Genomic DNA, 23,700 nt, shown 5'->3' on the forward strand with positions numbered 1-23,700 from the left:
TAAACGCATGACGGATATCGGTTTCATCGGACTGGGCAATATGGGTGGCCCGATGGCAAAGAATCTGGTTGGAGCCGGTCATAAGGTGAAGGGCTTCGATCTAGGGTCGGCGGCCCTGGAAACGGCAAAATCCAACGGTGTTGAAACCGTTACTTCCGCGACTGATGTTCTCCAAGGCAGTGGGGCCGTCGTTACCATGCTGCCGGCCGGCGAGCATGTCCGTTCGGTCTATCTTGGAGAAGAAGGATTGATCGCTCAGGCGGAGCCGAACACGCTCTTCATTGATTCCTCGACTATCGACGTTACGAGCTGCCGGGAGGTTCACGACGCCGCTGCTGCTGCTGGACACTTGATGCTCGACGCGCCGGTATCCGGTGGTGTCGCAGGTGCGGATGGCGGGACCTTGACCTTCATGGTCGGTGGATCGGATGACGCCTTTGCCCGTGGCGAGGCCTTGTTCGAGATTATGGGACGCAATATCGTTCATGCCGGTGGTGCGGGGAACGGCCAGGTTGCTAAGGTCTGTAATAATATGATCCTCGGCATCTCCATGCTTGCGATTTCCGAGGCCTTTACTCTGGGCGAAACACTTGGGCTCGCGCCGGAAAAACTGCAGGAAATCAGCTCCACTTCTTCGGGGTCCTGTTGGGCAATGCTGAACCACAATCCGGTGCCGGGGCTGGTCGAGACTGCTGCTGCCAACCGTGACTACAAGCCCGGATTTGCTGCCTTTATGATGCAAAAGGACCTGAGGTTGGCCCAGGCCGCAGCGCACCAGGCCGGTGTGCCGACACCCCTGGGTGCGGAGGCCGCTGCGCTCTATACCATGTTCGTAAAATCAGGCCGGGGCGATTTGGATTATTCGGCCATCATCAAGATGTTACAGGAAACCTAAAGGTTGTATAGCCATAGGGCTCGTGACCACTTAATCAAGTTTTAACGTCCTCACGTCATGATTGGGATGAAACATCTGCGCCCACATGAACATTATGATGCGAGGTTGCCGTGAAGGCCTCATATTTAGAGACGATTAGCTTGGTTGAACGCCTGCACCGCCAGTGTCTTGAGGTGGTCAAATCCGAACTGGATCGTATGGGCGTACGCGATCTCAACAACGTTCAGGCCTTGATCCTGTTCAATATCGGTGATGAAGAGCTGACGGTCGGCGAGCTGACCCAGCGTGGCTATTACCTGGGATCGAACGTTTCCTATAACGTTAAGAAGATGGTCGAAAACGGCTATCTGATCCAGGAACGCTCGCTGCACGATCGCCGTTCTTTTCACGTCCGGGCTTCTGAAACCGGCCTGAAGATCTGCCAGTCCCTGGGACAGCTGTTCGATCAGCATGCCGAAAACGGCCTGCAGAATGCGCAGCTTTCCGATGATACGCTGAAATCCGCCAACGAAACCCTGGCGCGTCTGCAGCAGTTCTGGTCCGTTCCGGCACAGTTTTCGAGCAGAATGTCACCGGCTGCCTAAGTTTAACCTACTAAAGGCCAGGCCGTATCGTCTTGCCGTATCTCCCACATAAACCACCTGCCAAAGCGTTTCTTGCACGCTTTGGCAGGTGGTTTTGTGTTTCCAGAGGCAACTTGCTTGAAATTTCCAGTCGGACGCCCAAAGTCGAATCTATACGGTATTAACTGAGTCCGTCGTGCAATAGCTGAGACGCAACGGCGGCAAGAAGGGGTTATGATCTACAAGATTGTTATTGCGCGTCCGATCTCTGCCCGGTCCGCGCGGCACGAACGCTTAGGACGATTGTTTTCCAAGATATTCCGTTGCTTTGGGTTTCGAGCCTGATGGGCAACCCGTTTCTCAAGGCCTGTCTCATTGCCTCGCATAGCCTTTAAAGTCCTGATGAGTGACATCTCCCAAAACCTCCCCGTCGGCCAAGGTATTGGCAAGGACCTAAATTCATCTGTTTGGCTGAATTTGATCGCATGAAAGAGACCGATGTCATCGTCGAATTCGTGCGACTCGGCGCTTATGTCAGAGTATCGGCGATGCATGCGCCGACCATGATTGAAGCGATCATCGTGGGCCCACCATCGGCAGGGGAGTATGTCTTGCGACAAAATGCCCTGCGAAAACTGAAGTATCTTCTCTCGAAATCGCAGACCGTTGGTAGTGCTCGCCCCGGAATTCTTGCCTGATAATACTAAAGTATAGTTTTACTGTTTGGTCTTAGCAGCGCAGTCGCTTGGGCGATTGTGACTGACGTTCAGGCTGGCGGAATGTGTGCCCGAACTTCCATTCAAAAGACTTCGAATAAAGCTTCAATAATATGGATTGCCGTACCAGAAAATGATCCTTTGCCACTGAAACGACGCAGTTTGAATGCCTTTTGGATCCCTACAACACCGTAAGCGGCTATGGATGATCTCACACGTTCTGTCCGCAGCCGTCAGGTCGTCCGGCGCGCAATTGGTTCTTTTTTAAAAAATGCAATCGAAGTGAGAATTATTTGAAGAGTTAATAAACAAATAGGTTTGTGACTTTTGTTTGTTACACCTGTTCCAATTGTTGTTATTGGATCAGGTGGTGCGGCTTAAACAGATGATTTTTGAGATTTTCCGTGAGCCGCACCATGAGGACGAAGCCTCGATCTTGTCCGGTTGTCGGTTGACTAGAACGCCGTCCAACTCGCTCTGTTTTACAGATAGTAGTATCTGAAAACACCATTTAAACAATAAGTTAGAGGCTTGCACGCTGAAAGCACAGCGACCTGATTCTTAACTTGAGCAGCCGGTCACGTCTCGGAAGAGTGGAATGATCAGGCAGCTTTACCGCGTCTGCGAGTCTGCTTTGCACCGCGGCCAAGCCCAATTTTCTTTGCAAAGGCAGACCGCTGTGCAGCGTAGTTGGGAGCAACCATAGGATAGTCGGATGCCAGTCCCCACTTTGCCCGGTATTCTTCCGGAGTCATGCCGTAGGAGGTCCGAAGGTAACGCTTCAGCATCTTCAGTTTTTTGCCATCTTCGAGACAGACGATGTAGTCGGGCGTGATTGATTTGCGCACGGATACGGCAGGTTTCGGCGCTTCAGCGGCGCCGGGAGTTCCATTGTTCAAATCCATGAGAGAGTCATGGACGGCCTGTATGACGCCGCGCAGCTCATCGCTGGCGACCGGGTTATTGCGCACGTAGGACGCGACAACATCCGATGTCATTCGCAAAATATCTTTGGAAGTCAGTTGTGAGGTTACAGGTTCAGTCATTTTTATTCCGCTTAATCTCAGAAATACTGTATTTTGAGCAAAAATTTGCACAACTATAAAATAATGTCAACTATTCAGTTGTTTCAGTGAGTTGTGTTGTCGAACAGGCCAAGATTTTTTTGCGATCATGCAACTATTAATTGGTATTGTTTTTAATCTCCTGATCCGGCGCATATGGGCGCTGAATTTGACTCATTCTGTTGTAATTAGGTGTCCTGCACAGCTTTTCATCGCGCGAGTGCCTATGTTAGTGTCCGCCCGCATTTGACCGGCTCTGCAATTGAGCGGCATGCGCTTAGCGGTACAGATTTCAGATTTGGTGAGACTCATGACTGAGAAACCGATTGCGATAGCCTCGGATCACGCAGGCTTTGAACTAAAATCTCTGCTCGCCAAGGACCTTGAGGCTACGGGCCATGAGGTGTTGGACCTGGGAACCTATGGTCCTGAATCGGTCGACTACCCGGATTTCGGGGTCGCGCTTGCACAAGTTATCGAACTCGAAAAGGCGGACCGAGGCGTTCTGGTCTGTGGGTCGGGGATTGGGATTTCGATTGCGGCGAACCGGAACCCTTCGGTGCGCGCTGCTCTGTGTCACGACGAAACGACGGCGAGGCTCGCCCGTGAACACAATAATGCAAACGTGCTGGCCCTTGGCGCACGCACAACCGGCGTAGAAGTGGCAAAGGAATGTCTTAAGACTTTCCTGGCGACCGATTTTGCCGGTGGTGAACGCCACGAGCGCCGGGTCTCTAAACTGGGTTAATTTATTCGTTTCACCTTGGACATAGTTGGAGAACCGGCGCCATGACTGCAGTCACCTCGAAGGCTGTTTCTGAGAACGCTTTCTTTTCCGCCGGCCTGGCGGAGACCGATCCCGAGCTCGCGGAAGCGATTCGCGACGAGTTATGCCGTCAGCAAGACCAGATCGAACTCATTGCCTCAGAGAACATTGTTTCGCGGGCGGTGCTCGAGGCTCAGGGCTCGGTTTTGACGAATAAATACGCCGAGGGCTATCCGGGGCGCCGCTACTATGGCGGCTGCGAGTTCGTCGATGTGGCCGAAAGCCTGGCCATCGAACGCGCGAAAAAACTCTTCAATTGTAACTTCGTCAATGTGCAGCCCCATTCAGGCGCACAGGCTAACCAGTGTGTGATGCTTGCACTGCTCAAACCGGGCGATACGATTCTGGGACTGTCTCTCTCCGCCGGCGGTCATCTCACCCACGGGGCGAGGCCTAACCTATCGGGCAAATGGTTTAACGCTGTCCAGTATGGCGTGAAGGAAGAAGACGGTCAGATCGATTTCGAAGAGGTCGAAGCTCTGGCACGCGAACATCAGCCCAAGATGATTATCGCCGGCGGTTCTGCCTATCCGCGGCAGATCGACTTCGCGCGATTTAGAGAGATTGCGGACGAAGTTGGGGCCTTTTTTCATGTGGATATGGCGCACTTCGCTGGGCTGGTTGCCGGCGGTGTCCATCCAAGCCCGTTGCCCCACGCCCATGTGGTCACCACAACGACCCACAAGACGTTACGTGCCGGTCGCGGTGGCATGATCCTTTCGAACGATCTGGATCTGGGAAAGAAGATCAATTCAGCGGCATTTCCCGGGTTGCAGGGCGGACCCCTGATGCATGCGATCGCCTCCAAAGCAGCGGCCTTCGGGGAAGCTCTGAAACCGGAGTTCAAGACCTATTCGCGTACAGTGGTCGAAAATGCCAAGACCTTGGCCGACGTTCTGATGGAGAATGGCTGTGATATCGTGTCCGGCGGAACCGACACGCATTTGATGCTGGTCGATTTACGTCCGAAGGGGCTCACCGGTAATATCGCTGAGGAAAGCCTGGATCGAGCGGGAATCACCTGCAACAAGAACGGCGTTCCCTTCGATCCGGAAAAACCGACCGTCACTTCGGGCATTCGGCTTGGCACGCCGGCGGGGACGACCCGCGGTTTCGGGCCGACGGAATTTACCCTAGTCGGCGAATTGATCAGTCGCGTACTGGACGGACTGGCCGCGAACCGTGAAGATAACAGCAAGATCGAATCGGAAGTCAGATCGGAAGTGGTGGCTTTGTGCCGGCGTTTCCCGATTTATCCGGATTTGGCAGTATAAGTAGAGAAGTTGGTTTGAATTCTGTGTTGGGTGACCTACGGGTCGCTGGGAGGGGGAATATGCGCTGTCCGTTTTGCGGTCATGAGGACACTCAGGTCAAAGATTCAAGGCCGACCGAGGACCATTCCGCCATCCGGCGACGCAGGCAGTGTCCGAATTGTGCCGCGCGCTTTACGACCTTTGAGCGGGTGCAGCTTCGAGAGCTGACCGTTGTTAAGGGCAGTGGTCAGCGTGAACCTTTTGATCGTGACAAGCTTGCGCGCTCAATGACCATTGCTCTGCAGAAGCGACCGGTGGATCGGGATCGTGTCGAACGCGTGATCAACGGCATTGTACGTCGGCTGGAGTCGTCGGGCGAAAACGAGATCCCGACCAAGCTGATCGGCGAGTTGGTGATGGATGCCCTGGCGACACTCGATCAGGTGGGCTACGTCCGTTTTGCGTCGGTCTATCGCGATTTCCGCGAAGCCCGGGATTTTGGTGAGTTCGTTGGCAAGCTCGGTATCGACCAGGATTGAGAAAACAGACACCGCGTTTCTGAACGCGGCGCTCAATCTTGCGGCACGTGGCCTGGGCTCTGTAGCCCCAAATCCGGCCGTCGGATGTATTCTGGTAAATGATGGACGCGTGGTCGGTCGCGGCTGGACACAGCCCGGCGGGCGTCCGCATGCCGAAACCGAAGCTCTGCGTCAGGCGGGCTCCCAAGCCCAGGGCGCCTGTGCCTACGTGACGCTGGAACCCTGCGCGCACCACGGCCGGACCCCTCCATGCGCCGACGCCTTGATTGAAGCCGGTATTTCTCGCTGTGTGGTCGCCTTGCAGGACCCTGATGAACGCGTTCAGGGGCAGGGGATTGCAAGGTTAAGGGCGGCTGGGGTCGAAGTGTCGCTTGGTCTCTGTGCTGACGCGGCAAGCGAGACCAACGAGGGTTTTTTGCGGCGGGTCACCGAGGGGCGTCCATTGGTTACGCTCAAGATTGCTTCGACCCTGGATGGCCGCATTGCGACCCACAGCGGTGAAAGCCAATGGATAACCGGGCCGAAAGCAAGGGTGCGCGGCCACCTGATGCGCGCGTCCCATGATGCGATCATGGTCGGCAGCGGCACTGCGTTGACTGATAACCCGCGTCTTGACGTGCGCTTGCCGGGTCTGACCGAACGATCGCCTCTGCGCATTGTGATCGATAGGCGGCTGCGTCTGCCTCTGCAGCATGATTTGGTCGTCAGAGCAAAGGAGCAGCCGACTCTGCTGGTGACCAAGACGGACTCTAATGCCGCGCGCCTGCAGGGTTACCGCGACGCCGGTGTCGAAGTTCTGGAGACTTCCGATGGAAAAGACGAGGCGATCTCGCTGGCGGCGGTTTTACAGTCCTTGGGCAGGCGGGGCATAACTCGTCTTCTTGTCGAGAGTGGCGGCACACTTGCCGGGAGTCTCTTTGCTGCCGATCTCGTCGATCGGATTGCATGGTTCCGCTCCGGCGGCGTGATTGGCGGAGATGGAATGCCGGCGGTCTCGGGTTTTGGCCTCGATCGCCTCAAAGAAATGCCGAAATTTTCACTTCGTTCTTCGATAGCACTTGCAGAGGACCGCTTAGAGGTCTTCCATCGTCGTAACTTCCAATCATTAGGATCGACCTGACTGTGTTTACCGGAATTGTATCTGATCTGGGAAAGCTTCGCTCCCTGGAGGGCAGAGAGATACTGCGTCTCGAGGTTGAGACCTCCTATGACCTCGATACGGTTGATATCGGCGCGTCGGTCTGCTGTTCCGGCGCTTGTCTGACAGTGGTCGAAAAAGGGGATGGCTGGTTTGCTTTCGAAGCCTCCCACGAGACCTTGGCAAAGACGACCATGGGGGCATGGCAGGCGGGTATGGTGATCAATCTGGAACGCGCGCTCAAGGTCGGCGACGAACTGGGCGGGCATCTTGTCTCCGGACATGTCGACGGCGTCGGCAAGGTCACGCGGAAGGAGCAGGACGGGGAGTCCTGGCGTTTCAACTTCGAGGTGCCGGAAGATCTTTCGGCCTTTATCGCTCCGAAGGGCTCCGTCGTAATCGACGGCGTGTCTTTGACCGTGAACGAGGTCGAGGGCAATGTGTTTGGAGTTAATATCATCCCGCACACTGCCGCCGTTACCACCTTCGGCAGCCTTAAAGAAGGCGACCGTGTAAATCTCGAGATCGATATGCTTGCGCGCTACGTGCAGCGCCTGTTGGAAAGGGACCGGACATGAATACGCCAGAACAGGAGCCCTGGCGCCTGACCTTCAGCGAGGTCGTTTCCTCGCCGGAGGACGTGATCGAAGAAGCCCGCAACGGCCGGATGTTTATCCTGGTCGACGACGAAGGACGCGAAAACGAAGGCGACCTGGTGATCCCCGCGCAGATGGCAACGCCGGAAGCGATCAATTTCATGGCCAAATACGGCCGTGGGCTCATCTGCCTTGCTATGACCGGTGATCGGATCAAGGAACTGGGCCTGCCGCTGATGGCTCATAAGAATGAATCCCGCCATGAAACCGCCTTTACGGTTTCCATCGAGGCTAAGGAGGGCATCACAACAGGAATCTCTGCGCCCGATCGGGCGCACACGGTGGCCGTGGCGGTTGATCCCAGTAAGGGCGCCCAGGATATCGTGACCCCCGGACATATTTTTCCGCTGGTGGCCCGCGAAGGCGGCGTTCTGGTCCGCACCGGTCATACCGAAGCGGCCGTCGATATCGCCCGGCTGGCAGGACTGAGCCCGGCCGGTGTGATTTGCGAAATCATGAACGACGATGGGACTATGGCCCGGCGGGACGATCTGATCGCCTTTGCCCAGAAGCACGGCCTGAAGATTTCGACCATTGCAGACCTGATCGCTTATCGCAGGCACAACGACCACATCGTCGAACGCACGCTGGTTACCAAATTTAAGAGTGGTTTCGGTGGCGATTTCAATATGGCGATCTACGTCAATCAGGTTTCCTACGCTGAGCACGTCGCCCTCTGGAAGGGTGATCCCGCAAGTGTCGATGAGCCGGTATTGGTGCGCATGCACGCGCTCAATGTCCTTGATGACGTTCTGGGCGATGACACCAGCGGCAAGGCCGGCGAACTTCAGAGGTCCCTGGAGATCATCGGCAAGGAGGGACGGGGCGTGATCGTCCTGATCCGGGAGCCCTCGCCGAAGAGCTTGTCGGAGACCTTACGGGCGCGTATAGGGGAGGCGCCAAAAACCACAGGCGATCTGCGTGACTACGGTGTTGGCGCTCAGATACTCTTGGATCTGGGCGTTCGGCAGATGATATTGCTGTCCAACACACAGCGGACCATTGTCGGGCTGGAGGGTTATGGGCTGGAGGTCGTCGATCAGCGGCCGATCGATTGACAGTTGCCGAAGGCCCGCGAAGAGATACAGATAGAAAATCGAGTGACAGGCAAGAGACATGGATGACGCGCCCCACATTCTGATCGTGGAAGCCCGCTTCTACGAAGAGATCGCTGACGAGCTGGCGAAAGGCGCTATCGCCGAACTGGAAAAATCCGGTGCGACATACGAGCGTCTGACGGTGCCGGGCACCTTCGAGATTCCAGCCGCGATCCGAATGGCGATCCGTTCGATGGATTTCTATTCGGGCCGCCGCCGCTTTGACGGCTATATTGCGCTTGGCTGCGTCATTCGCGGCGAGACGAGCCATTACGACTATGTCTGCGCTGAATCGGCCCGCAAGCTTCAGGACCTGGCCTGTGGTTACACCTTGGCATTGGGATATGGCATTCTGACCTGCGAAAATGCAGATCAGGCCTGGGCTCGAGCTCGGATTACAGAAAAGAACAAAGGCGGTGATGTCGCACGCGCTTGCCTGGATATGGTGGAAGTGAAACATCGCTTTCACCTGTTCCCGCGGTAAGGAGAACAGGATGCCGTCAATGGACACCAATGGCTCGCCCGAAAAGCCACAAGCGCGCGGCCGGCGCAAGGGTACGCTGAAGCGCAGCCTCGCACGCTTGGCCGCTGTTCAAGGTCTTTATCAGCTTGAATTGTCCGGCGGAAATGCGGGCGGCGTGGTTGAGGAGTTCCTGCGCCATCGCCTTAACGATGAGGTGGATGGCCTGGATCTGTCTGAGGCAGACCGCGACTTGCTGACGGTTTTGATTAAGGGCACGACGGCAGAGCGGGATCGCCTGGATGACATGCTGGCAGCTGTCCTCAGCGACGATTGGCCAATCGATCGCCTGCAGACGTTGCTCAAGGTTCTGCTTCGGACTGCGGTCTACGAACTCTCGGAGCGACTCGACACACCGGTTAAGGTCGTAATCAGCGAATATATGGATCTGGCCCACTCCTTCTTCAGCGAGAAGGAGCCCGCCTTGGTTAACGGGGTTCTCGATCGTATCGCGCACAGCTTGCGTCCGGAAGAATTGGAAGAGGACGGCGAAGTCTCGTCTTGAGACCGCAGAGGATTTGCGCAGCCATGTCCGGAGAATTCGACCTCATAGAGCGTTTTTTCGCACCGCTAGCCAAAGATAGAGCCGGCACCTTCGAACTGAAGAACGATGCTGCGATTCTGCCTGACGTTCCAGGTTGCTCGATTGTCGTGACGGCAGACAGTCTTGCAAGCGGCGTCCATTTCCTCCCCGAGAACCCGCCCGAACTCGTGGCCAAGAAATGCTTGCGCGTTAACCTTTCTGATCTCGCAGCCATGGGAGCCAAACCTCTCGGCTATCTACTGGCCCTGGCGCTGCCGAAGGGTGCGAACGAGGAATGGGTCCGCCGGTTCAGTGAGGGACTCGCGGAGGACCAGTCGGAATTCGGGCTCTCGCTTTACGGTGGCGATACGGTTGCGACTGACGGTCCTCTGTTGATTACCATCATCGCTTTTGGCTCGACCCCACAGGGTGGGGCGCTCGGGCGTAATACCGCCCAGACCGGCGATTTGATCTATACCTCGGGCACTCTCGGTGATTCGGCTCTTGGATTGCGCGCATTCCGCGGAGAGCTGCCGGAGTTGGACGACGTTGCTGCCGCACGCTTGAGGGATCGATATCTGCTGCCGCGACCTCGCTGCCGGCTTGGAGAGCGGTTGTTGGCGGGCGGTTTGGCTCATGCCGCGATGGATGTATCGGACGGCCTGGTGGCCGACCTGGGGCATATCTGCAAGGCTTCGAGGCTGGGTGCCGAGATTTCGGTGTCAAATCTCCCGCTTTCTGCTGCCGCGGCTGCCGTCCTTGAGACAAATCCGGGATTGGGTTCCGCTATCCTTGGCGGCGGCGACGACTACGAGTTGCTGTTCACGCTTGCCCCCGAACACAAGGGTGAAATCGCGAAGCTGGCTCTCGATCTCGATCTTCCGCTGACCTGCATTGGAAAAATGGTGCAAGGTGACAAGGTCGAGGTTTTTGCCCCGGATGGGACAAGGATCGAAGTTGACGAGCCAGGCTGGAATCACTTGTCCTGAGGCTTCACGAGTCTCCAGAAGCACAGCAGACACTCCTCTTTTCCATTTGTTTTTAAAGAAAAAATGCCACTCCCGTGGGCTTGCTTTACCTTTGATTCATCATGCTGCGGTACGACTTGTTTTAGGTCGCGGAGAATCCTTCTTTCGGCCGGTGGGTTGAACCGCGGCAGATTTCGATGAAACGGATTGTGATCTTACTGCTCGTGTTTCTCGTGTTGGCGGGTGGCGCCGGTGGCGCCGCCTGGTGGTTCCTGCTGCGCGAACCTGAGGGCGAGCTTGAAGTTGTCGAGGAGCCGGTTGTTGAGTCAGCCTTCATCGAATTCCTGCCTATGATCCTGCCGATTATCGAAAAGGGCCGGATCACCAGCCAGGTAACCATGACGGTCGTGATCGAACTGCCGGAAGGCGAAGATCAGAACCGTGCCGAGATGTACAAGCCGAAGCTCAGAGATCTTTTCTTCTCCGAGCTCCACGCGCTTTTTGCTCTGAAATACGTCACAGACCGCGGTTATGACGGTGAGATCGTCAAGAAACGCCTGATGACAGTTGCCGAGAAGATTGTCGGGCGCGATGTCCTGCGTGGGATCGAGCTGCAAAAGTCGAACTACCCCAGCTAACCCTACGGTTCTGTGCTGTTTGAGGTTTGGTTCTCTGCAACCTTGCCGATCGAATCTGCGGTATTGCAGATTTTCCAACCCTTGCGGCGTGTGCAGGCTATCCGGTGTTTAATCACTGAAATACCGGAGCCAATCATGAATTTTGCTGTTTTGTTTGAAGATGATGATAGCCGTGCGGATAAGCGGGCAGAGCATATGTCCGCGCACCTCGCCTTTTTGGAAGCGAATACCAGCAACATCAGCACCGCCGGTCCGCTGACGGATACTTCCGACGGCAGTTCCGCGGGCGGCCTTTGGCTGGTTACCGCAGAAAGCGCCGAGGCAGTTCAGGAACTTGTTGAACAGGATCCCTTTTGGCCGACTGGACTCCGCAAAGCGGTGCGCATCCTCAAATGGACTCAGGTCTTTGCGGACGGTAAGCGACAAATATGACCGAGACTGGACTCCTCTTTCTTTCAGCTTGCCGTTACCGTGGGGGCCGCACTGCTGCTAGGACTATGGAATGGCCAATTACCGGCTAGAACGCCCTTACGTCGTCGTCGACGTTTTCACTAAAACTCAGTTCGGCGGCAACCAGCTTGCCGTTATCACCGACGCGCGCGGTCTGACCACCGTTGAGATGCAGCGAATTGCGGCCGAATTCAACTTTGCCGAGACCTCCTTTGTGTTGCCGCCGGTTGATCCAGAGAACACGGCCCAGGTCCGGATCTTCACGAGGGCGCAGGAGGTGCCGTTTGCAGGCCACCCAAACGTAGGGACGGCATTTGTCATTGCGCGGGAAAGGATCCTAGTCGGCGCTTTCGAAGATGGGTGCATGCGGTTCGAAGAAGCTGCGGGCCTGGTTGAAGTACGCCTGGTGAGAGACGAAACAGGCGTGCAGGGAGCTACCATCACGGCGCCACGAAAACTGGAAGTGGGAGCCTTGATCGATCCGGCCGTTATGGCGCGCTGTGTCGGGTTGGATGAAGACGCTATTTTGCTGGATCACCACAAACCGCAGAGCGCTTCTGTTGGTTTGCCGTTCTTTATTGCGGAACTGGACCTGACTTCGCTTTCGAGGGCGCATGCCGTGCTGGGCGCATTTTCAGAGGCCGGGATCGGGCAGGGTTATGCGGATGCTTCTGGCCGTTTTTCCGCATTTGTCTATGCCCGCCTTGGCGAAGGCCATGACCGATTGCGTGCCCGTATGTTCGCCCCTTTGAGCGGCAATTTCGAGGATCCGGCGACCGGCAGCGCTTCGGCGGCCTTGGGCGCCTATCTCGCCAAACTCAATCCGGCACCGGACGGGGATTTCCGTATCGAGATTGAGCAGGGTGTCGAGATGGGCAGACCCAGTGAGATTACGCTCGACCTGCGAAAGTCGGGCGGTGAGGTCCGGGATGTAAAGGTGACCGGTCTCTGTGTCCAGGTGATGCGCGGCGTCCTGACGATCGATTAGCTTGTCGAGTTTTGGTTTTTATCCACTCTTGGTCTTCCCGTAGGTAAAGAGCGCGATGGCGGCGACCGCCAGTGCAGTGGCGGCGATCTGATAGGCGTTGATGCTTTCCCGGTAGACGAAGACACCGACGCCAATCGAGGTAGTGAGGATCGAAATCACTGCGTAGAGGGTGTATTGAGATGCGCCGAATTTGTTGAACAGCAGGAAGAAGCCAACGAAGGTGATGAAGAAGCCGAAACCGCTGATAACCATCATCTTCCAGTTTTCCGCCACATAAACTGCGTCGTTCGGAGTCTTGGCGACTAAGCCAGCAGTCACGAAAAACCCAAGACAGGCCAGGACGGCGAACCCGATAAAGAGAAAAGGGTTCTCCGGCGTTGCCGCGCCGCGCTGTCCGTAAACGAAGATCGCGTTGCCGACGGCGGCGAGAGTGGCGAAGAGAAGAGGCTGCAACATCAGAGAATCCGGCGTGGTTTGTTGTGAAGGCCGCAGCTTTGCAGCGTCACGCGCTCTTGTCGACCGGATTGGACGGGCGCTCGAATAACAGCCCGATTTTTTGCTCGAGCGGGCGGGTTTGTGAAATTGTCACCGAGACAATCTGAGCGCTTGCCCGGCGGCCACCAGGCATTATTGTCGCGGGCATGTTCCATGATGCCAATATAAGAAACGTCGGTCTGCTGGCGCTCTGCCAGGCCTTTGCCATGTGCTGCAACGTGATGATGGTGACCATGGCGGCATTGGTCGGTCAGAATCTCGCGCCAGACGGCTCCCTGGCAACCTTACCCTTCGCTCTGCAGTTCATCGGTATCATGCTCACCACGGCGCCCGCATCCTTCATGATGAGCCGCTACGGGCGCCGCTATGGCTTCAGTCAGGGTGCGGTGCTGGGGATTATTGCCGGATTGGTCTGTGCGCTGGCCGTGTTCGACCGCAGCTTTCTTATCTACTGCATCGGTTCTCTGGTCTACGGCGCTTTCGGTGCCCACGCCACTTATTACCGCTTTGCGGCCGCTGACGCAGCGAAGCCCGAGTCTAAGGGGCAAGCTATATCGCTGGTTATGGCCGGCGGCATCGTTGCCGCGATCCTCGGCCCGGAACTGGCGAAGTGGTCCCGTGACTTGTTCGAGCCAATATTTTTTGCTGGCAGCTTCATCGTGGTTTCTGTGCTCAGCTTTTTGGTGCTGATCATCGTACAGTTCATCCGCATTCCGACGCCAAAGCGTGAGAAGAACAGCAAGGGTGGGCGGCCAATGTCGGAAATCGCCCGTCAGCCGGCCTTCGTCGTGGCCGTGCTCTGCGGCATGATCGGTTATGGCGCGATGAACCTGATCATGACGGCAACGCCCCTGGCTATGTTGGCCTGTGGGCATAGTTTCAACGATTCCGCCTTCGTGATTCAGTGGCACGTGCTTGGCATGTTTGCACCCTCCTTCTTTACCGGCCATCTGGCCAAAAGATTCGGCGTAGAACGTATTCTGCTGGTCGGCGGGCTACTTATTCTGGGCTGTATTGCGGTCAACCTCTCAGGAATTGAATTGGAGCAATTCTGGGGCGGATTGATCATGCTTGGACTGGGTTGGAACTTTCTCTTCGTTGGCGGCAGCATTTTGCTGACTTCGACACATCAACCCGAAGAGCGGGGCAAGGTTCAGGCTCTGAACGAATTCCTCACCTTTTCGACCGTGGCAATCACCGCCCTGTCTTCCGGCGCTCTGTTCCACAACTTCGGTTGGGAAGTGGTAAACCTCGGGGTTCTAGTACCCGTCATAGTGGTTCTGATTGCGATCGTCTGGTTTCTCCGTCAGAAGCGTACGGTTCCCGCCTAAGCCTTCTAAGCCCAACCATTTGGGGGATGCCGAAGCGCCTTTGGGACAAGGTGTTGCCATCGTTATACGATTCTGGCACTTTGCGGCGCGATTTGCGCCAAGGGCGCTGATTCCAGCCTTTACCGGCCATTCGAGTCGGGCAATTTTGAGGGGGAAGGTTCTTAGATGTCGACAGAGTTATTGGTTTCCATTGGTTGCGGCGTATTCGCGCTGCTCTATGGAATTTGGGCGGCGCGTTCTGTCTTGGCCGCTGACGCCGGAACGGCCCGCATGCAGGAGATTGCAGCGGCTATTCAGGAAGGCGCACAAGCTTATCTGAACCGTCAGTACCGGGCGATTGGCCTGGTCGGCGTTGTGATCTTCGTGATCCTTGCCCTGGTGTTCGGCATTGCCGACGGTATCGGCTTTCTGATTGGTGCGATTCTGTCAGGCCTGACCGGGTACATCGGTATGAATGTCTCGGTCCGGGCGAATGTCCGCACGGCCCAGGCCGCGAGCAATAGCCTGTCGGAAGGCTTGAGTGTTGCGTTCCGGTCAGGTGCTGTCACCGGCATGCTGGTTGCCGGTTTGGCCCTGCTTGCAGTTGCAGGCTATTACGCAATTCTGCTTCAGATGGGCTTTGAAGGTCGCCACCTGATCGTACCTCTGGTTGCGCTCGGTTTTGGTGCTTCTCTGATTTCCATCTTTGCTCGTTTGGGCGGCGGCATCTTCACCAAGGGTGCTGACGTTGGTGCCGACCTGGTCGGTAAGGTCGAAGCAGGCATTCCTGAAGACGATCCCCGGAACCCGGCGGTCATTGCAGATAACGTCGGTGACAACGTCGGCGACTGCGCCGGCATGGCCGCAGATCTGTTCGAGACCTATGTGGTGACCATCGTGGCCACCATGGTTCTGGCCTCGATTTTCTTCGCGGGCACCGACGTCATGGTTCAGATGATGGCTTACCCGCTGGTGATCGGCGGTGTCTGCATCGTCACCTCGGTCATCGGAACTTTTTTCGTTCGCCTTGGTGCGAGCCAGAACATCATGGGGGCGCTCTACAAGGGCTTTATCGCTTCTGCTGTGCTCTCGGCTGTAGCGCTCTGGTTCGTGACGGACTGGGTGCTTGGAACGGGTACCACCTTCAACGTCAACGATGTCGAGTTTACGGGAAGTGACCTCTTTTATTGTGGTCTTGTTGGGCTGGTGATTACGGGTGGTCTAATCTGGGTCACCGAGTACTACACCAGCACTGAGTACCGTCCGGTTCGCAGCGTCGCGGAATCCTCGGTCACAGGTCACGGCACCAACGTTATCCAGGGGCTTGCCGTCTCTATGGAGGCGACGGCTATTCCGGCACTGATTATTGTAGCGGGTATCATCGTTACATATCTGCTGGCTGGGTTGCTGGGCATCGCTATCGCGGTTACGACCATGCTTGCCTTGGCTGGCATGGTGGTTGCACTCGACGCCTACGGTCCGGTGACCGACAACGCCGGCGGTATCGCCGAGATGGCTGAGCTGGATGACTCGGTGCGTAAGACCACCGATGCGCTGGACGCAGTCGGCAACACGACCAAGGCCGTCACCAAGGGGTACGCGATCGGTTCTGCAGGTCTGGGTGCTCTGATCCTCTTCGGTGCCTATACCGCGGATCTGGAGCATTTCATCGAATCCGGAGCAATCTCGGCAGAGGGCGTGGACTTCTCCTTGTCGAACCCCTTCGTTGTTGTTGGGCTCTTCATGGGCGGTCTTCTTCCGTACCTCTTTGGGGCACTCGGCATGACGGCAGTCGGCCGTGCAGCTGGTTCGGTCGTGATCGAAGTGCGCCGTCAGTTCAAGGATATCCCGGGCATTATGGAAGGCACGGGCAAGCCTGAGTACGGCCGCTGTGTCGACCTGCTGACAAAGGCTGCCATCAAGGAAATGATCATTCCTTCGATGCTGCCGGTCCTCTCGCCTATTGTACTCTACTTCGTGATCGACGTGATCGCGGGGCAGGCGGCTGCTCTGTCTTCGCTGGGTGCGATGCTCCTGGGCGTGATCGTGACCGGTATCTTCGTGGCAATATCCATGACCGCCGGTGGCGGCGCCTGGGACAACGCCAAAAAATACATCGAAGACGGCAATCACGGTGGCAAGGGCTCTGAGGCTCATAAGGCTGCTGTGACCGGTGACACAGTCGGCGACCCTTACAAGGATACTGCCGGTCCTGCTGTCAACCCGATGATCAAGATCACCAATATCGTGGCCTTGATGCTTCTGGCGGCTCTCGCGGGCTAACAGCTCACTCAGCTGTTGGTTCGGGTAACCGAACGCTAAAAGACCCTGGTACTTTGGTTCCTTTCGGACCTGAGTGCCGGGGTTTTTCTTTGGAAAATAGCCGCACTTCAGAGATCATTGCTTGTTGATCCATCGCAGCAATCGAGGTTTCGGCGGATCAAAAGCACTTGAACTGATAGAATTTGAATTACGAATGTATAAACAAACGCGTTAAAACTGCGCTCGCTGAAGTTATATTGAGTGTCCGAATTCGTTGAATGAGAGGACGGAAATGACGCCGAATGTTACGGCCTTTTTCCATGAAGGCACTAATACTGTCAGTTATGTCGTCGCCGAGGCATCCGGACAAAGCTGTGCGATCATCGATTCGGTGCTCGACTATGACCCCAAGTCCGGCCGCACCCAAACAAGTGCGGCAGACGAGATGATTGCTCATGTCAGGCGTGAGGGTCTCAAGGTCGAGTGGATCCTGGAGACCCATGCCCATGCTGACCACCTCTCGGCGGGCAGTTATTTAAAGAGCGAACTCGGCGGCAGAATCGGAATCGGTACGAACATTGTCGCGGTGCAGTCGGTGTTTAAGGACATTTATCACCTGGAAGCCGAGTTTCCAGTGGATGGCTCGCAGTTCGACGAGCTGTTCGTAGACAACGCGCGTTTCACCCTTGGGGCGCTTGAGGGCAAGGTCCTCTGGACACCAGGTCATACGCCCGCCTGTATCACCTACCTTTTTGGTGATGCCGCCTTCGTTGGCGACACCCTCTTTATGCCTGATTTCGGAACCGCAAGGGTGGATTTTCCTGGTGGAGACGCCAGCGTTCTCTATGATTCCATTCACCGCATCTTGGCTCTACCAGACGCGACCCGGCTCTTCATGTGTCACGATTACGGGCCGAATGGACGGGATTATGCCTGGGAGACAACGGTAGCTGCTCAAAAGGCGGAAAACATCCACGTCGGCGCGAACCGTAGCCGGGAGGAATTTATCGGCTTCCGGACCGAGCGCGACTCCTGCCTCTCAATGCCGGAACTACTGCTGCCATCGATCCAGGTGAACATCAGGGCAGGGGCTCTACCCGACGAGGAAAGCAACGGCATCTCCTACCTCAAGATACCGCTCAATGCCCTATGACATCGCACGGCTGAGACAGTGAGTCCTATGGTTTCTAAGCCAACTTAGAGAGGATGGTCAGCGCGGCCGCTGGCTCTCGCGACGTCCGCCGCCGCCCAGGATTGTGCCGGGAACGGAACTGCCGATATTGCCGAAGATCTGTTGTAGTACCGTCAACTCGCGGCCTTCGGTCGGTGTTGTGCGCGACACGGGATCGATGATCTGTCCGTCTGCCAGCGTATAGGCTTTCGTGTCGTCCACCTTGCCGGTGCCATCAAAGGTGACGACCAGGACATTCCGCTCCAGTATCTCTGGTTTGAAAAAGGCAAATTGGGTGCTTTTGTGACCCACGTAATACCATTTCCGGTCTTCGAAGGTTGAAATCGTCGAAGGAGAGCCCAGACGTTCTGCAACCTGACGACGGGAATGTACGCCGGTTTCGATTTCGCCGATCGCTTCCGGATCCGGCAGGTTGCCCCGGACCTGAATATCGTTCGAACAGCCTGAGACCAGGAGACCGAGCGCACAGCTGCCAGCCAACAAGGCGGCACGGTGGCGTCTTAAGACTTTACGACGGGTACTTTGCATCGTTTTCTGCCGAGTAATCTCTGTAAGCGGTCTGTATTGATGGCCCGGGCTGCCTATCAACCCGGATTGTACCGAGCTGCCAACTTATCGAATCTTGATTAAGTCGGGAAACACAGGCATTTCAATACGACAGAACGCTTTATATCGTGTCGGCAGCGTCGCGTGAAGCATGAAACCCGGTGGTTGGGTGCCGATTGCTCTCCTTGCATGAAAAAAAAGGCGTAAGTCAGCCTCTATTTCGGTTCATTAGGTCGTAAATTATGGTGCTAAGACGGCTTTTTCGCCGGGACCCTCCAGAAGACCCTACGCGGGAACTCTATGGCAGGATCGTTGCGCAGGCCCGCCAACCAGCGTTTTACAGCGCCTGCGGCGTTCCTGACACCGTGGATGGCCGCTTCGATCTGATCGTGCTTCATGTTTTCTTGGTGATGAACCGTTTGAAACAGGAACATGACCGTAGCTCGGCAGCGTCCCAGGCGTTGTTCGACCTGCTGTTTTTAGACATGGACCAAAGCCTGCGAGAGATGGGAGTGGGCGATGTTGGCGTCGGAAAGCGGATTAAATCCATGGTTCAGGCCTTTTATGGCCGCCTGTCTGCCTACGAATCGGCTCTGAAATCTGGAGAAGAGGCACTTAAGGACGCATTGAAGCGCAATCTCTTTGGTACAGTTGAAGTGAACGACGATCAAATCGACGCCTTGAGTACCTACGTTCAGGCAGAAGTTTCCAGCCTTGACGGGCAAGAGATGGAGGGTTTGATCCTTGGTCAGGTTCGATTCGGCCCCTTGTCGGAAGGCCGGCATTAGGCCTGGGAGCTGTGCTTTTACACACAGAGCAGGGGAGTGTTCTTCACCTTGAATCCTGACAGCCGCGGATTGGCGGGAACAAGCCTCTAAATGAAGGCATAAAAAGGCGTTGACCGGGGTAGGCTGTCCCCCTAATGTGCGCCGCTTTCTGCGGATAAATTCAAAGGCGTAGCGGTGAAAGCGGATCCTGTGGAAGCTGGTATCGGACAAGAATCTCTCGAATTCAGTCGTGTGATTTCGATGGACGACTTGAATCCAGGCGTGATCGAACGCCGGTTTTCTGCCGATGAAACGGAATGTGCAGCCCTGGCCGCACGTTTTGGCGTAACTGCACTACGAAATGTGCTCGCGACCGTTGTTTTGCGCCGCAAGGCTCGGGGTGATCTGGTTGTTCTGGAAGGCGACTTAACGGCCGAGGTCGAGCAACCCTGTGTCGTGACGCTTGAAGCGGTGAACGAATCGGTGAACGAAAGCTTCGTTTTGCGATTCACGCTGGATTCGGCCAAAGCGGAACTGGACGTGACGATTGACCCGGAAGCGGACGATCCGCCTGAAGCGGTCGGACCGGAAGGTATTGATGTGGGTGAGGTGATTGCGCAGCAGTTGTCTGTGGCAATCAACCCCTATCCCAGGGCGCCTGACGTCGAAATGGAAGAAGTGGTTTTGTCGAGCGCGCCAAAAGGCGCCGGCGAGACCAAAACTGACGAGAAGAACGAGAAACCAGCGGGCCCCAACCCCTTTGCTGTTCTCGAGACGCTGAAAAGCGGCAAAGAAGACAACGATCGTTAGTCCGGTCGGGCTTGCCGCAAGGGTATAATTTGGCTATGAAGCGGCGGTGCGCTCACGTGCCGGCGTAACGATAGCCCAGTGAAAGATGGATAGAGAGCTATGGCTGTTCCAAAGAGTAAAATTTCCCCCTCGCGCCGTAACATGCGCCGCGCCCACGATGCGCTTGCGTCAAACAGCTACCATGAGTGCTCAAACTGTGGTGAACTGAAACGACCGCACCACGTTTGCGCTTCTTGCGGACACTACGACGGACGTGAAGTCGCCGAGACGGAAGCATAGTGCGGTTGCGGCTGGGTTGAGTTGGCCGATGGTCCCTGCTGACGTTTGGCGAAAGTAGGTTTTGTGAACGACCGTCTGACCATAGCACTTGATGCGATGGGGGGAGATGCCGCGCCGCGCGTGGTTGTTGGTGGTGCCGAAATGGCCTGCGAACGCTTCCCTGAAGTCGACTTTCTGATGTACGGGCGAGAGGACGAGGTTGCGCCTCTGCTCGACCGGTCAGAGCGCCTCAAAGCAGTAACGACCCTTATTCACACCGATGACGTGGTCCGCAGCGGCGATAAGCCGTCGGTCGCGCTTCGTGCCGGCCGTAAATCCAGCATGCGTTTGGCGATCAATGCCGTGCAGGAAGGCCATGCCGCAGGCGTCGTCTCGGCCGGAAACACCGGCGCGCTGATGGCGATGGCGAAATTCGTCCTGAAGACCCTGCCTGGGGTTGACCGACCGGCGATTGCTTCCTTTTTCCCGACCCTGCGCGGCGAATCGGTGATGCTCGACCTGGGAGCTAACCTGAACTGCGATGCCGATAACATCGTCGACTTCGCGGTTATGGGAAATGCCTTTGCTCGCTGCGTTCTGGGTATTCTTCAGCCTTCCTACGGCCTCTTGAACGTCGGCTCTGAAGACATCAAAGGTCATGAATATCTGCAGGACGCCAGTGCGATTCTCCGCCGTGCCAATCTGCCGGGCGAATTTGTTGGTTTCGTCGAAGGCGACGATATCGCCAAAGGCAGCGTTGATGTTATCGTTACGGATGGTTTTACCGGAAACGTCGCGTTGAAAACCGCGGAGGGCACGGCGAAGCTGATCAATGAATATGTACGCCAGACCTTCAAAAGCTCTTTATTGGCAGGTATCGGTTATGTGTTGGCGCGCTCGGCAATGCGCAAGCTGCGCAAACGGGTCGATCCGCGAGTCTATAACGGTGCCATCTTCCTCGGCCTGAACGGCGTGGCGGTGAAAAGTCATGGTGGAACGGACGCGCTCGGATTCGCCAATGCCATCGGTGTCGCGATCGACATGGCAAATCACGGGGTCATTGAGAAAATCCAACAGGATTTCGCGAACTTGACCCGCCAACAACCGGAAGCGCAGGCGGCAGCCGTTTAATATGACCATCAGATCACAGGTAAAGGGCTGCGGGTCCTATCTTCCCGCAAAACGAGTCACGAACGCCGAACTGGCCGAACGCATCGATACCTCCGACGAATGGATTACCCAGCGTACCGGGATACGGGAGCGACGTATCGCGGCCGAGGGCGAGCACACTTCTCATTTGGGGGTCAAGGCCGCCCGGGATGCGCTGAACGACGCGGACATGACAGCCGATGATGTCGATCTGGTGATCTGCGCGACCGCAACGCCCGACGATACCTTTCCAGCCACCGCGACCCGTATCCAAGAAGGCCTCGGGATGGTCCGAGGTGCTGCCTTTGATGTCCAGGCGGTTTGCAGCGGCTTCGTGTATGGGCTTTCGATAGCTGACAACTTCATCAAGAGCGGTCAGGCAAAGACCGCACTTGTGATCGGGGCCGAAACCTTCTCCCGCATTCTCGATTGGAAAGACAGAGGTACCTGTGTCCTGTTCGGCGACGGTGCCGGTGCTGTCGTCCTTTCTGCGGAAGAAGGCGAGGGTACGACGGATGACCGGGGCATTCTTTCGACCCACCTTTATTCGGACGGACGGCACCGTGAAGCGCTCTACGTAGACGGCGGCCCGTCAACGACAGGAACCGCCGGTTTCCTCCGCATGGAAGGCAAAGAGGTCTTCCGGCACGCAGTGGTGCGCATGGCCGAAGCCATAGACACAGCGCTGGAGACCAACAATCTGACGGCGGCGGATGTGGATTGGCTGGTACCGCACCAGGCAAACCTGCGCATCATAGAATCTATGGGGCGGCGTCTGAAGCTGCCCGACGACCGTGTGGTCAAAACGGTCGACAAACATGCCAACACATCGGCGGCCTCGATCCCTTTGGCGTTGGTCGAAGCGACCCGTGACGGACGCATCAAGCCTGGCGACCTGGTGCTGATGGAAGCTATGGGTGGCGGCTTCACCTGGGGTTCCGCTCTGGTCCGCTGGTGATATTTGCCGGCTGTATTTCGTCCGCAATAGTAGACTTTTCTATTTAAACCCTTTAACGAAGCTTGGTGCGAAACTGTGTAAAGTTTGGCGCCCATCCATCAGTAGTCGTTGTATGTTTGACGCTTTGAGAGCGATGGGGTAACGTTGAAAAAATGGGGAGTGGAGGGGGCCAATGGCCGAGGCTACAATAACTCGCGCCGATTTAAGCGAAGCTGTTTACCAGGAAGTCGGGCTATCTCGTAACGAGTCTGCAGATCTGGTGGAAACAGTACTGAATGAAATTTCCAGTGCTCTTGTTCGGGGGGAAATGGTGAAGCTGTCATCGTTTGGAAGCTTCTCTGTTCGACAAAAGGGCCAGCGTATCGGGCGCAATCCTAAAACCGGTGAAGAAGTGCCCATTCTCCCGCGGCGTGTTTTGGTGTTTCGTGCCTCGCATGTATTGAAAAACCGAATAAACAAATCTCTATCTTCGTCGTAAGGGCGATGTCTTCCTTGAGGAAGACGGATACGTAGATAGGGGGCGCCGACAAGGAGTCACCGCTGTAAAATGCCTGCTAGCCGCGCTGCTGGTAAATCCCATGCCGCCTTTCGAACCATTAGTGAAGTTTCGGAAGATCTGGATGTTCCACAACATGTCCTAAGGTTCTGGGAAACCAAATTCAATCAAGTCAAACCGTTAAAGCGGGGTGGTGGCAGACGCTATTATCGTCCTGAAGACGTTGATCTTTTGCGACGTATCCGCGAACTGCTTTACACGGATGGTTACACCATCAAAGGTGTCCAGAAGCTGCTGCGCGAAGGCCATGGCAAGTTGGAGCCCGAAGTGGAAGAGACGGCGGAATTGCCGCTAAGTCAGCCGCCAACCGCCAAAACCAAGAAAAGCGAGTTGCAGGAAATCGTCACGGAACTCAGTGAGTTGCGGGATATGCTGCGTGCAGCCAAGGGCTGACGGCGCCAGGGATTGATCCTTGGACAAAGGCTTCCAGAACGACCGGGGACAGGCGTGGCGGCGAGGTTCTCTCGAGTGCTCCGAACGTTCAGCGCCACCTGTAGATCTACACTCCCGCGCCGCGTAAGATTTTCTATTTGAGCCCATTGCGTTGCCGATAACGCCAGAGT

28 protein-coding genes are annotated in these 23,700 nt (G+C 56.2%); 25 read left to right on the forward strand and 3 right to left on the reverse strand.

Annotation, left to right across the window (positions count from 1 at the left end; translation table 11 throughout):
- Positions 1–7: 7 nt before the first annotated feature.
- The 3 genes from mmsB (at position 8) to QMZ18_RS25160 (ending at position 2,156) form a co-directional block, all read left to right on the forward strand.
- Positions 8–895 carry a 3-hydroxyisobutyrate dehydrogenase gene (gene mmsB, locus QMZ18_RS25150; protein ID WP_282609127.1) on the forward strand — a complete coding sequence of 296 codons (888 nt, stop codon included), beginning with the start codon at positions 8–10 and terminating at the stop codon, positions 893–895.
- A gap of 140 nt (positions 896–1,035) precedes the next feature.
- Positions 1,036–1,479 (forward strand): MarR family winged helix-turn-helix transcriptional regulator, encoded by a 444-nt coding sequence (locus QMZ18_RS25155; protein ID WP_282609128.1) that lies wholly within the window; start codon positions 1,036–1,038, stop codon positions 1,477–1,479.
- A 464-nt stretch (positions 1,480–1,943) separates the two neighbouring features.
- On the forward strand, positions 1,944–2,156 hold the full coding sequence (locus tag QMZ18_RS25160; protein WP_282609129.1) for a hypothetical protein: 213 nt from the start codon (positions 1,944–1,946) through the stop codon (positions 2,154–2,156).
- Positions 2,157–2,776: 620 nt separating this feature from the next.
- On the opposite strand, the gene QMZ18_RS25165 is transcribed toward QMZ18_RS25160, so the two are convergent.
- Positions 2,777–3,220 (reverse strand): MucR family transcriptional regulator, encoded by a 444-nt coding sequence (locus QMZ18_RS25165; protein ID WP_282609130.1) that lies wholly within the window; start codon positions 3,218–3,220, stop codon positions 2,777–2,779.
- 328 nt (positions 3,221–3,548) lie between these two features.
- Between QMZ18_RS25165 and rpiB the strand changes: the two genes are divergently transcribed.
- The 12 genes from rpiB to QMZ18_RS25225 all read left to right on the forward strand — a co-directional run bounded on the left by rpiB (position 3,549) and on the right by QMZ18_RS25225 (position 12,834).
- Positions 3,549–3,986 (forward strand): ribose 5-phosphate isomerase B, encoded by a 438-nt coding sequence (gene rpiB, locus QMZ18_RS25170; RefSeq protein ID WP_282609131.1) that lies wholly within the window; start codon positions 3,549–3,551, stop codon positions 3,984–3,986.
- Between the two features lie 41 nt (positions 3,987–4,027).
- On the forward strand, positions 4,028–5,338 hold the full coding sequence (gene glyA / locus QMZ18_RS25175) for a serine hydroxymethyltransferase (protein WP_282609132.1): 1,311 nt from the start codon (positions 4,028–4,030) through the stop codon (positions 5,336–5,338).
- Positions 5,339–5,397: 59 nt separating this feature from the next.
- Positions 5,398–5,856: a transcriptional regulator NrdR gene (gene nrdR, locus QMZ18_RS25180; protein ID WP_282609133.1), complete on the forward strand. Its 459-nt coding sequence runs from the start codon at positions 5,398–5,400 to the stop codon at positions 5,854–5,856.
- Positions 5,828–6,976, forward strand: coding sequence for a bifunctional diaminohydroxyphosphoribosylaminopyrimidine deaminase/5-amino-6-(5-phosphoribosylamino)uracil reductase RibD (ribD, locus tag QMZ18_RS25185; RefSeq protein ID WP_282609134.1), 1,149 nt, complete (start codon positions 5,828–5,830; stop codon positions 6,974–6,976). The genes nrdR and ribD overlap by 29 nt, the downstream gene beginning before the upstream one ends.
- Positions 6,977–6,978: 2 nt before the next feature.
- Positions 6,979–7,572, forward strand: coding sequence for a riboflavin synthase (locus QMZ18_RS25190; RefSeq protein ID WP_282609135.1), 594 nt, complete (start codon positions 6,979–6,981; stop codon positions 7,570–7,572).
- Positions 7,569–8,708: a 3,4-dihydroxy-2-butanone-4-phosphate synthase gene (gene ribB, locus QMZ18_RS25195; RefSeq protein ID WP_282609136.1), complete on the forward strand. Its 1,140-nt coding sequence runs from the start codon at positions 7,569–7,571 to the stop codon at positions 8,706–8,708. Before QMZ18_RS25190 ends, ribB begins: the two co-directional genes overlap by 4 nt.
- A gap of 58 nt (positions 8,709–8,766) precedes the next feature.
- A complete protein-coding gene (gene ribH, locus QMZ18_RS25200) occupies positions 8,767–9,231 on the forward strand; it encodes a 6,7-dimethyl-8-ribityllumazine synthase (RefSeq protein WP_282609137.1) in 465 nt (154 codons plus the stop codon).
- A 10-nt stretch (positions 9,232–9,241) separates the two neighbouring features.
- Positions 9,242–9,772: a transcription antitermination factor NusB gene (gene nusB / locus QMZ18_RS25205; protein WP_282609138.1), complete on the forward strand. Its 531-nt coding sequence runs from the start codon at positions 9,242–9,244 to the stop codon at positions 9,770–9,772.
- A gap of 23 nt (positions 9,773–9,795) precedes the next feature.
- A complete protein-coding gene (gene thiL, locus QMZ18_RS25210; RefSeq protein ID WP_282609139.1) occupies positions 9,796–10,779 on the forward strand; it encodes a thiamine-phosphate kinase in 984 nt (327 codons plus the stop codon).
- Positions 10,780–10,955: 176 nt separating this feature from the next.
- Complete coding sequence (locus QMZ18_RS25215) at positions 10,956–11,396, forward strand: hypothetical protein (RefSeq protein WP_282609140.1); 441 nt, start codon at positions 10,956–10,958, stop codon at positions 11,394–11,396.
- Between the two features lie 135 nt (positions 11,397–11,531).
- Complete coding sequence (locus QMZ18_RS25220; protein ID WP_282609141.1) at positions 11,532–11,828, forward strand: YciI family protein; 297 nt, start codon at positions 11,532–11,534, stop codon at positions 11,826–11,828.
- Between the two features lie 70 nt (positions 11,829–11,898).
- Entirely contained in the window at positions 11,899–12,834 is a 936-nt protein-coding gene (locus tag QMZ18_RS25225) for a PhzF family phenazine biosynthesis protein (protein ID WP_282609142.1), read from the forward strand.
- A gap of 18 nt (positions 12,835–12,852) precedes the next feature.
- On the opposite strand, the gene QMZ18_RS25230 is transcribed toward QMZ18_RS25225, so the two are convergent.
- Positions 12,853–13,290 (reverse strand): EamA family transporter, encoded by a 438-nt coding sequence (locus QMZ18_RS25230; protein WP_282609143.1) that lies wholly within the window; start codon positions 13,288–13,290, stop codon positions 12,853–12,855.
- 185 nt (positions 13,291–13,475) lie between these two features.
- Between QMZ18_RS25230 and QMZ18_RS25235 the strand changes: the two genes are divergently transcribed.
- The 3 genes from QMZ18_RS25235 to QMZ18_RS25245 all read left to right on the forward strand — a co-directional run bounded on the left by QMZ18_RS25235 (position 13,476) and on the right by QMZ18_RS25245 (position 18,054).
- Entirely contained in the window at positions 13,476–14,660 is a 1,185-nt protein-coding gene (locus QMZ18_RS25235; RefSeq protein WP_282609144.1) for an MFS transporter, read from the forward strand.
- Positions 14,661–14,825: 165 nt separating this feature from the next.
- A complete protein-coding gene (locus QMZ18_RS25240; protein WP_282609145.1) occupies positions 14,826–16,922 on the forward strand; it encodes a sodium-translocating pyrophosphatase in 2,097 nt (698 codons plus the stop codon).
- 271 nt (positions 16,923–17,193) lie between these two features.
- Positions 17,194–18,054, forward strand: a complete 861-nt coding sequence (locus QMZ18_RS25245) for an MBL fold metallo-hydrolase (protein WP_282609146.1) — start codon at positions 17,194–17,196, stop codon at positions 18,052–18,054.
- A gap of 57 nt (positions 18,055–18,111) precedes the next feature.
- Here the strand turns inward: QMZ18_RS25245 and QMZ18_RS25250 are convergent, their stop codons facing one another.
- Positions 18,112–18,621, reverse strand: a complete 510-nt coding sequence (locus QMZ18_RS25250) for an outer membrane protein assembly factor BamE (RefSeq protein ID WP_282609147.1) — start codon at positions 18,619–18,621, stop codon at positions 18,112–18,114.
- Between the two features lie 260 nt (positions 18,622–18,881).
- On the opposite strand from QMZ18_RS25250, the gene QMZ18_RS25255 reads away from it, so the two are divergent.
- The 7 genes from QMZ18_RS25255 to QMZ18_RS36955 all read left to right on the forward strand — a co-directional run bounded on the left by QMZ18_RS25255 (position 18,882) and on the right by QMZ18_RS36955 (position 23,530).
- Positions 18,882–19,427, forward strand: coding sequence for a ubiquinol-cytochrome C chaperone family protein (locus tag QMZ18_RS25255; protein WP_282609148.1), 546 nt, complete (start codon positions 18,882–18,884; stop codon positions 19,425–19,427).
- A gap of 174 nt (positions 19,428–19,601) precedes the next feature.
- Positions 19,602–20,216 carry a DUF177 domain-containing protein gene (locus QMZ18_RS25260; RefSeq protein WP_282609149.1) on the forward strand — a complete coding sequence of 205 codons (615 nt, stop codon included), beginning with the start codon at positions 19,602–19,604 and terminating at the stop codon, positions 20,214–20,216.
- Between the two features lie 99 nt (positions 20,217–20,315).
- Positions 20,316–20,495: a 50S ribosomal protein L32 gene (gene rpmF / locus QMZ18_RS25265; protein ID WP_282609150.1), complete on the forward strand. Its 180-nt coding sequence runs from the start codon at positions 20,316–20,318 to the stop codon at positions 20,493–20,495.
- 63 nt (positions 20,496–20,558) lie between these two features.
- On the forward strand, positions 20,559–21,605 hold the full coding sequence (gene plsX / locus QMZ18_RS25270; RefSeq protein WP_282609151.1) for a phosphate acyltransferase PlsX: 1,047 nt from the start codon (positions 20,559–20,561) through the stop codon (positions 21,603–21,605).
- A 1-nt stretch (position 21,606) separates the two neighbouring features.
- Positions 21,607–22,581, forward strand: coding sequence for a beta-ketoacyl-ACP synthase III (locus QMZ18_RS25275; RefSeq protein ID WP_282609152.1), 975 nt, complete (start codon positions 21,607–21,609; stop codon positions 22,579–22,581).
- 172 nt (positions 22,582–22,753) lie between these two features.
- Positions 22,754–23,059 (forward strand): integration host factor subunit alpha, encoded by a 306-nt coding sequence (locus QMZ18_RS25280; protein WP_282609153.1) that lies wholly within the window; start codon positions 22,754–22,756, stop codon positions 23,057–23,059.
- A gap of 69 nt (positions 23,060–23,128) precedes the next feature.
- Positions 23,129–23,530, forward strand: a complete 402-nt coding sequence (locus QMZ18_RS36955; RefSeq protein ID WP_322097281.1) for a MerR family transcriptional regulator — start codon at positions 23,129–23,131, stop codon at positions 23,528–23,530.
- The last annotated feature ends 170 nt before the right edge of the window (positions 23,531–23,700 follow it).

The sequence above is a fragment of the Pelagibius sp. Alg239-R121 genome, from assembly GCF_947331435.1.
In the GTDB taxonomy this organism is placed as follows: Bacteria; Pseudomonadota; Alphaproteobacteria; order Kiloniellales; family Kiloniellaceae; genus Denitrobaculum.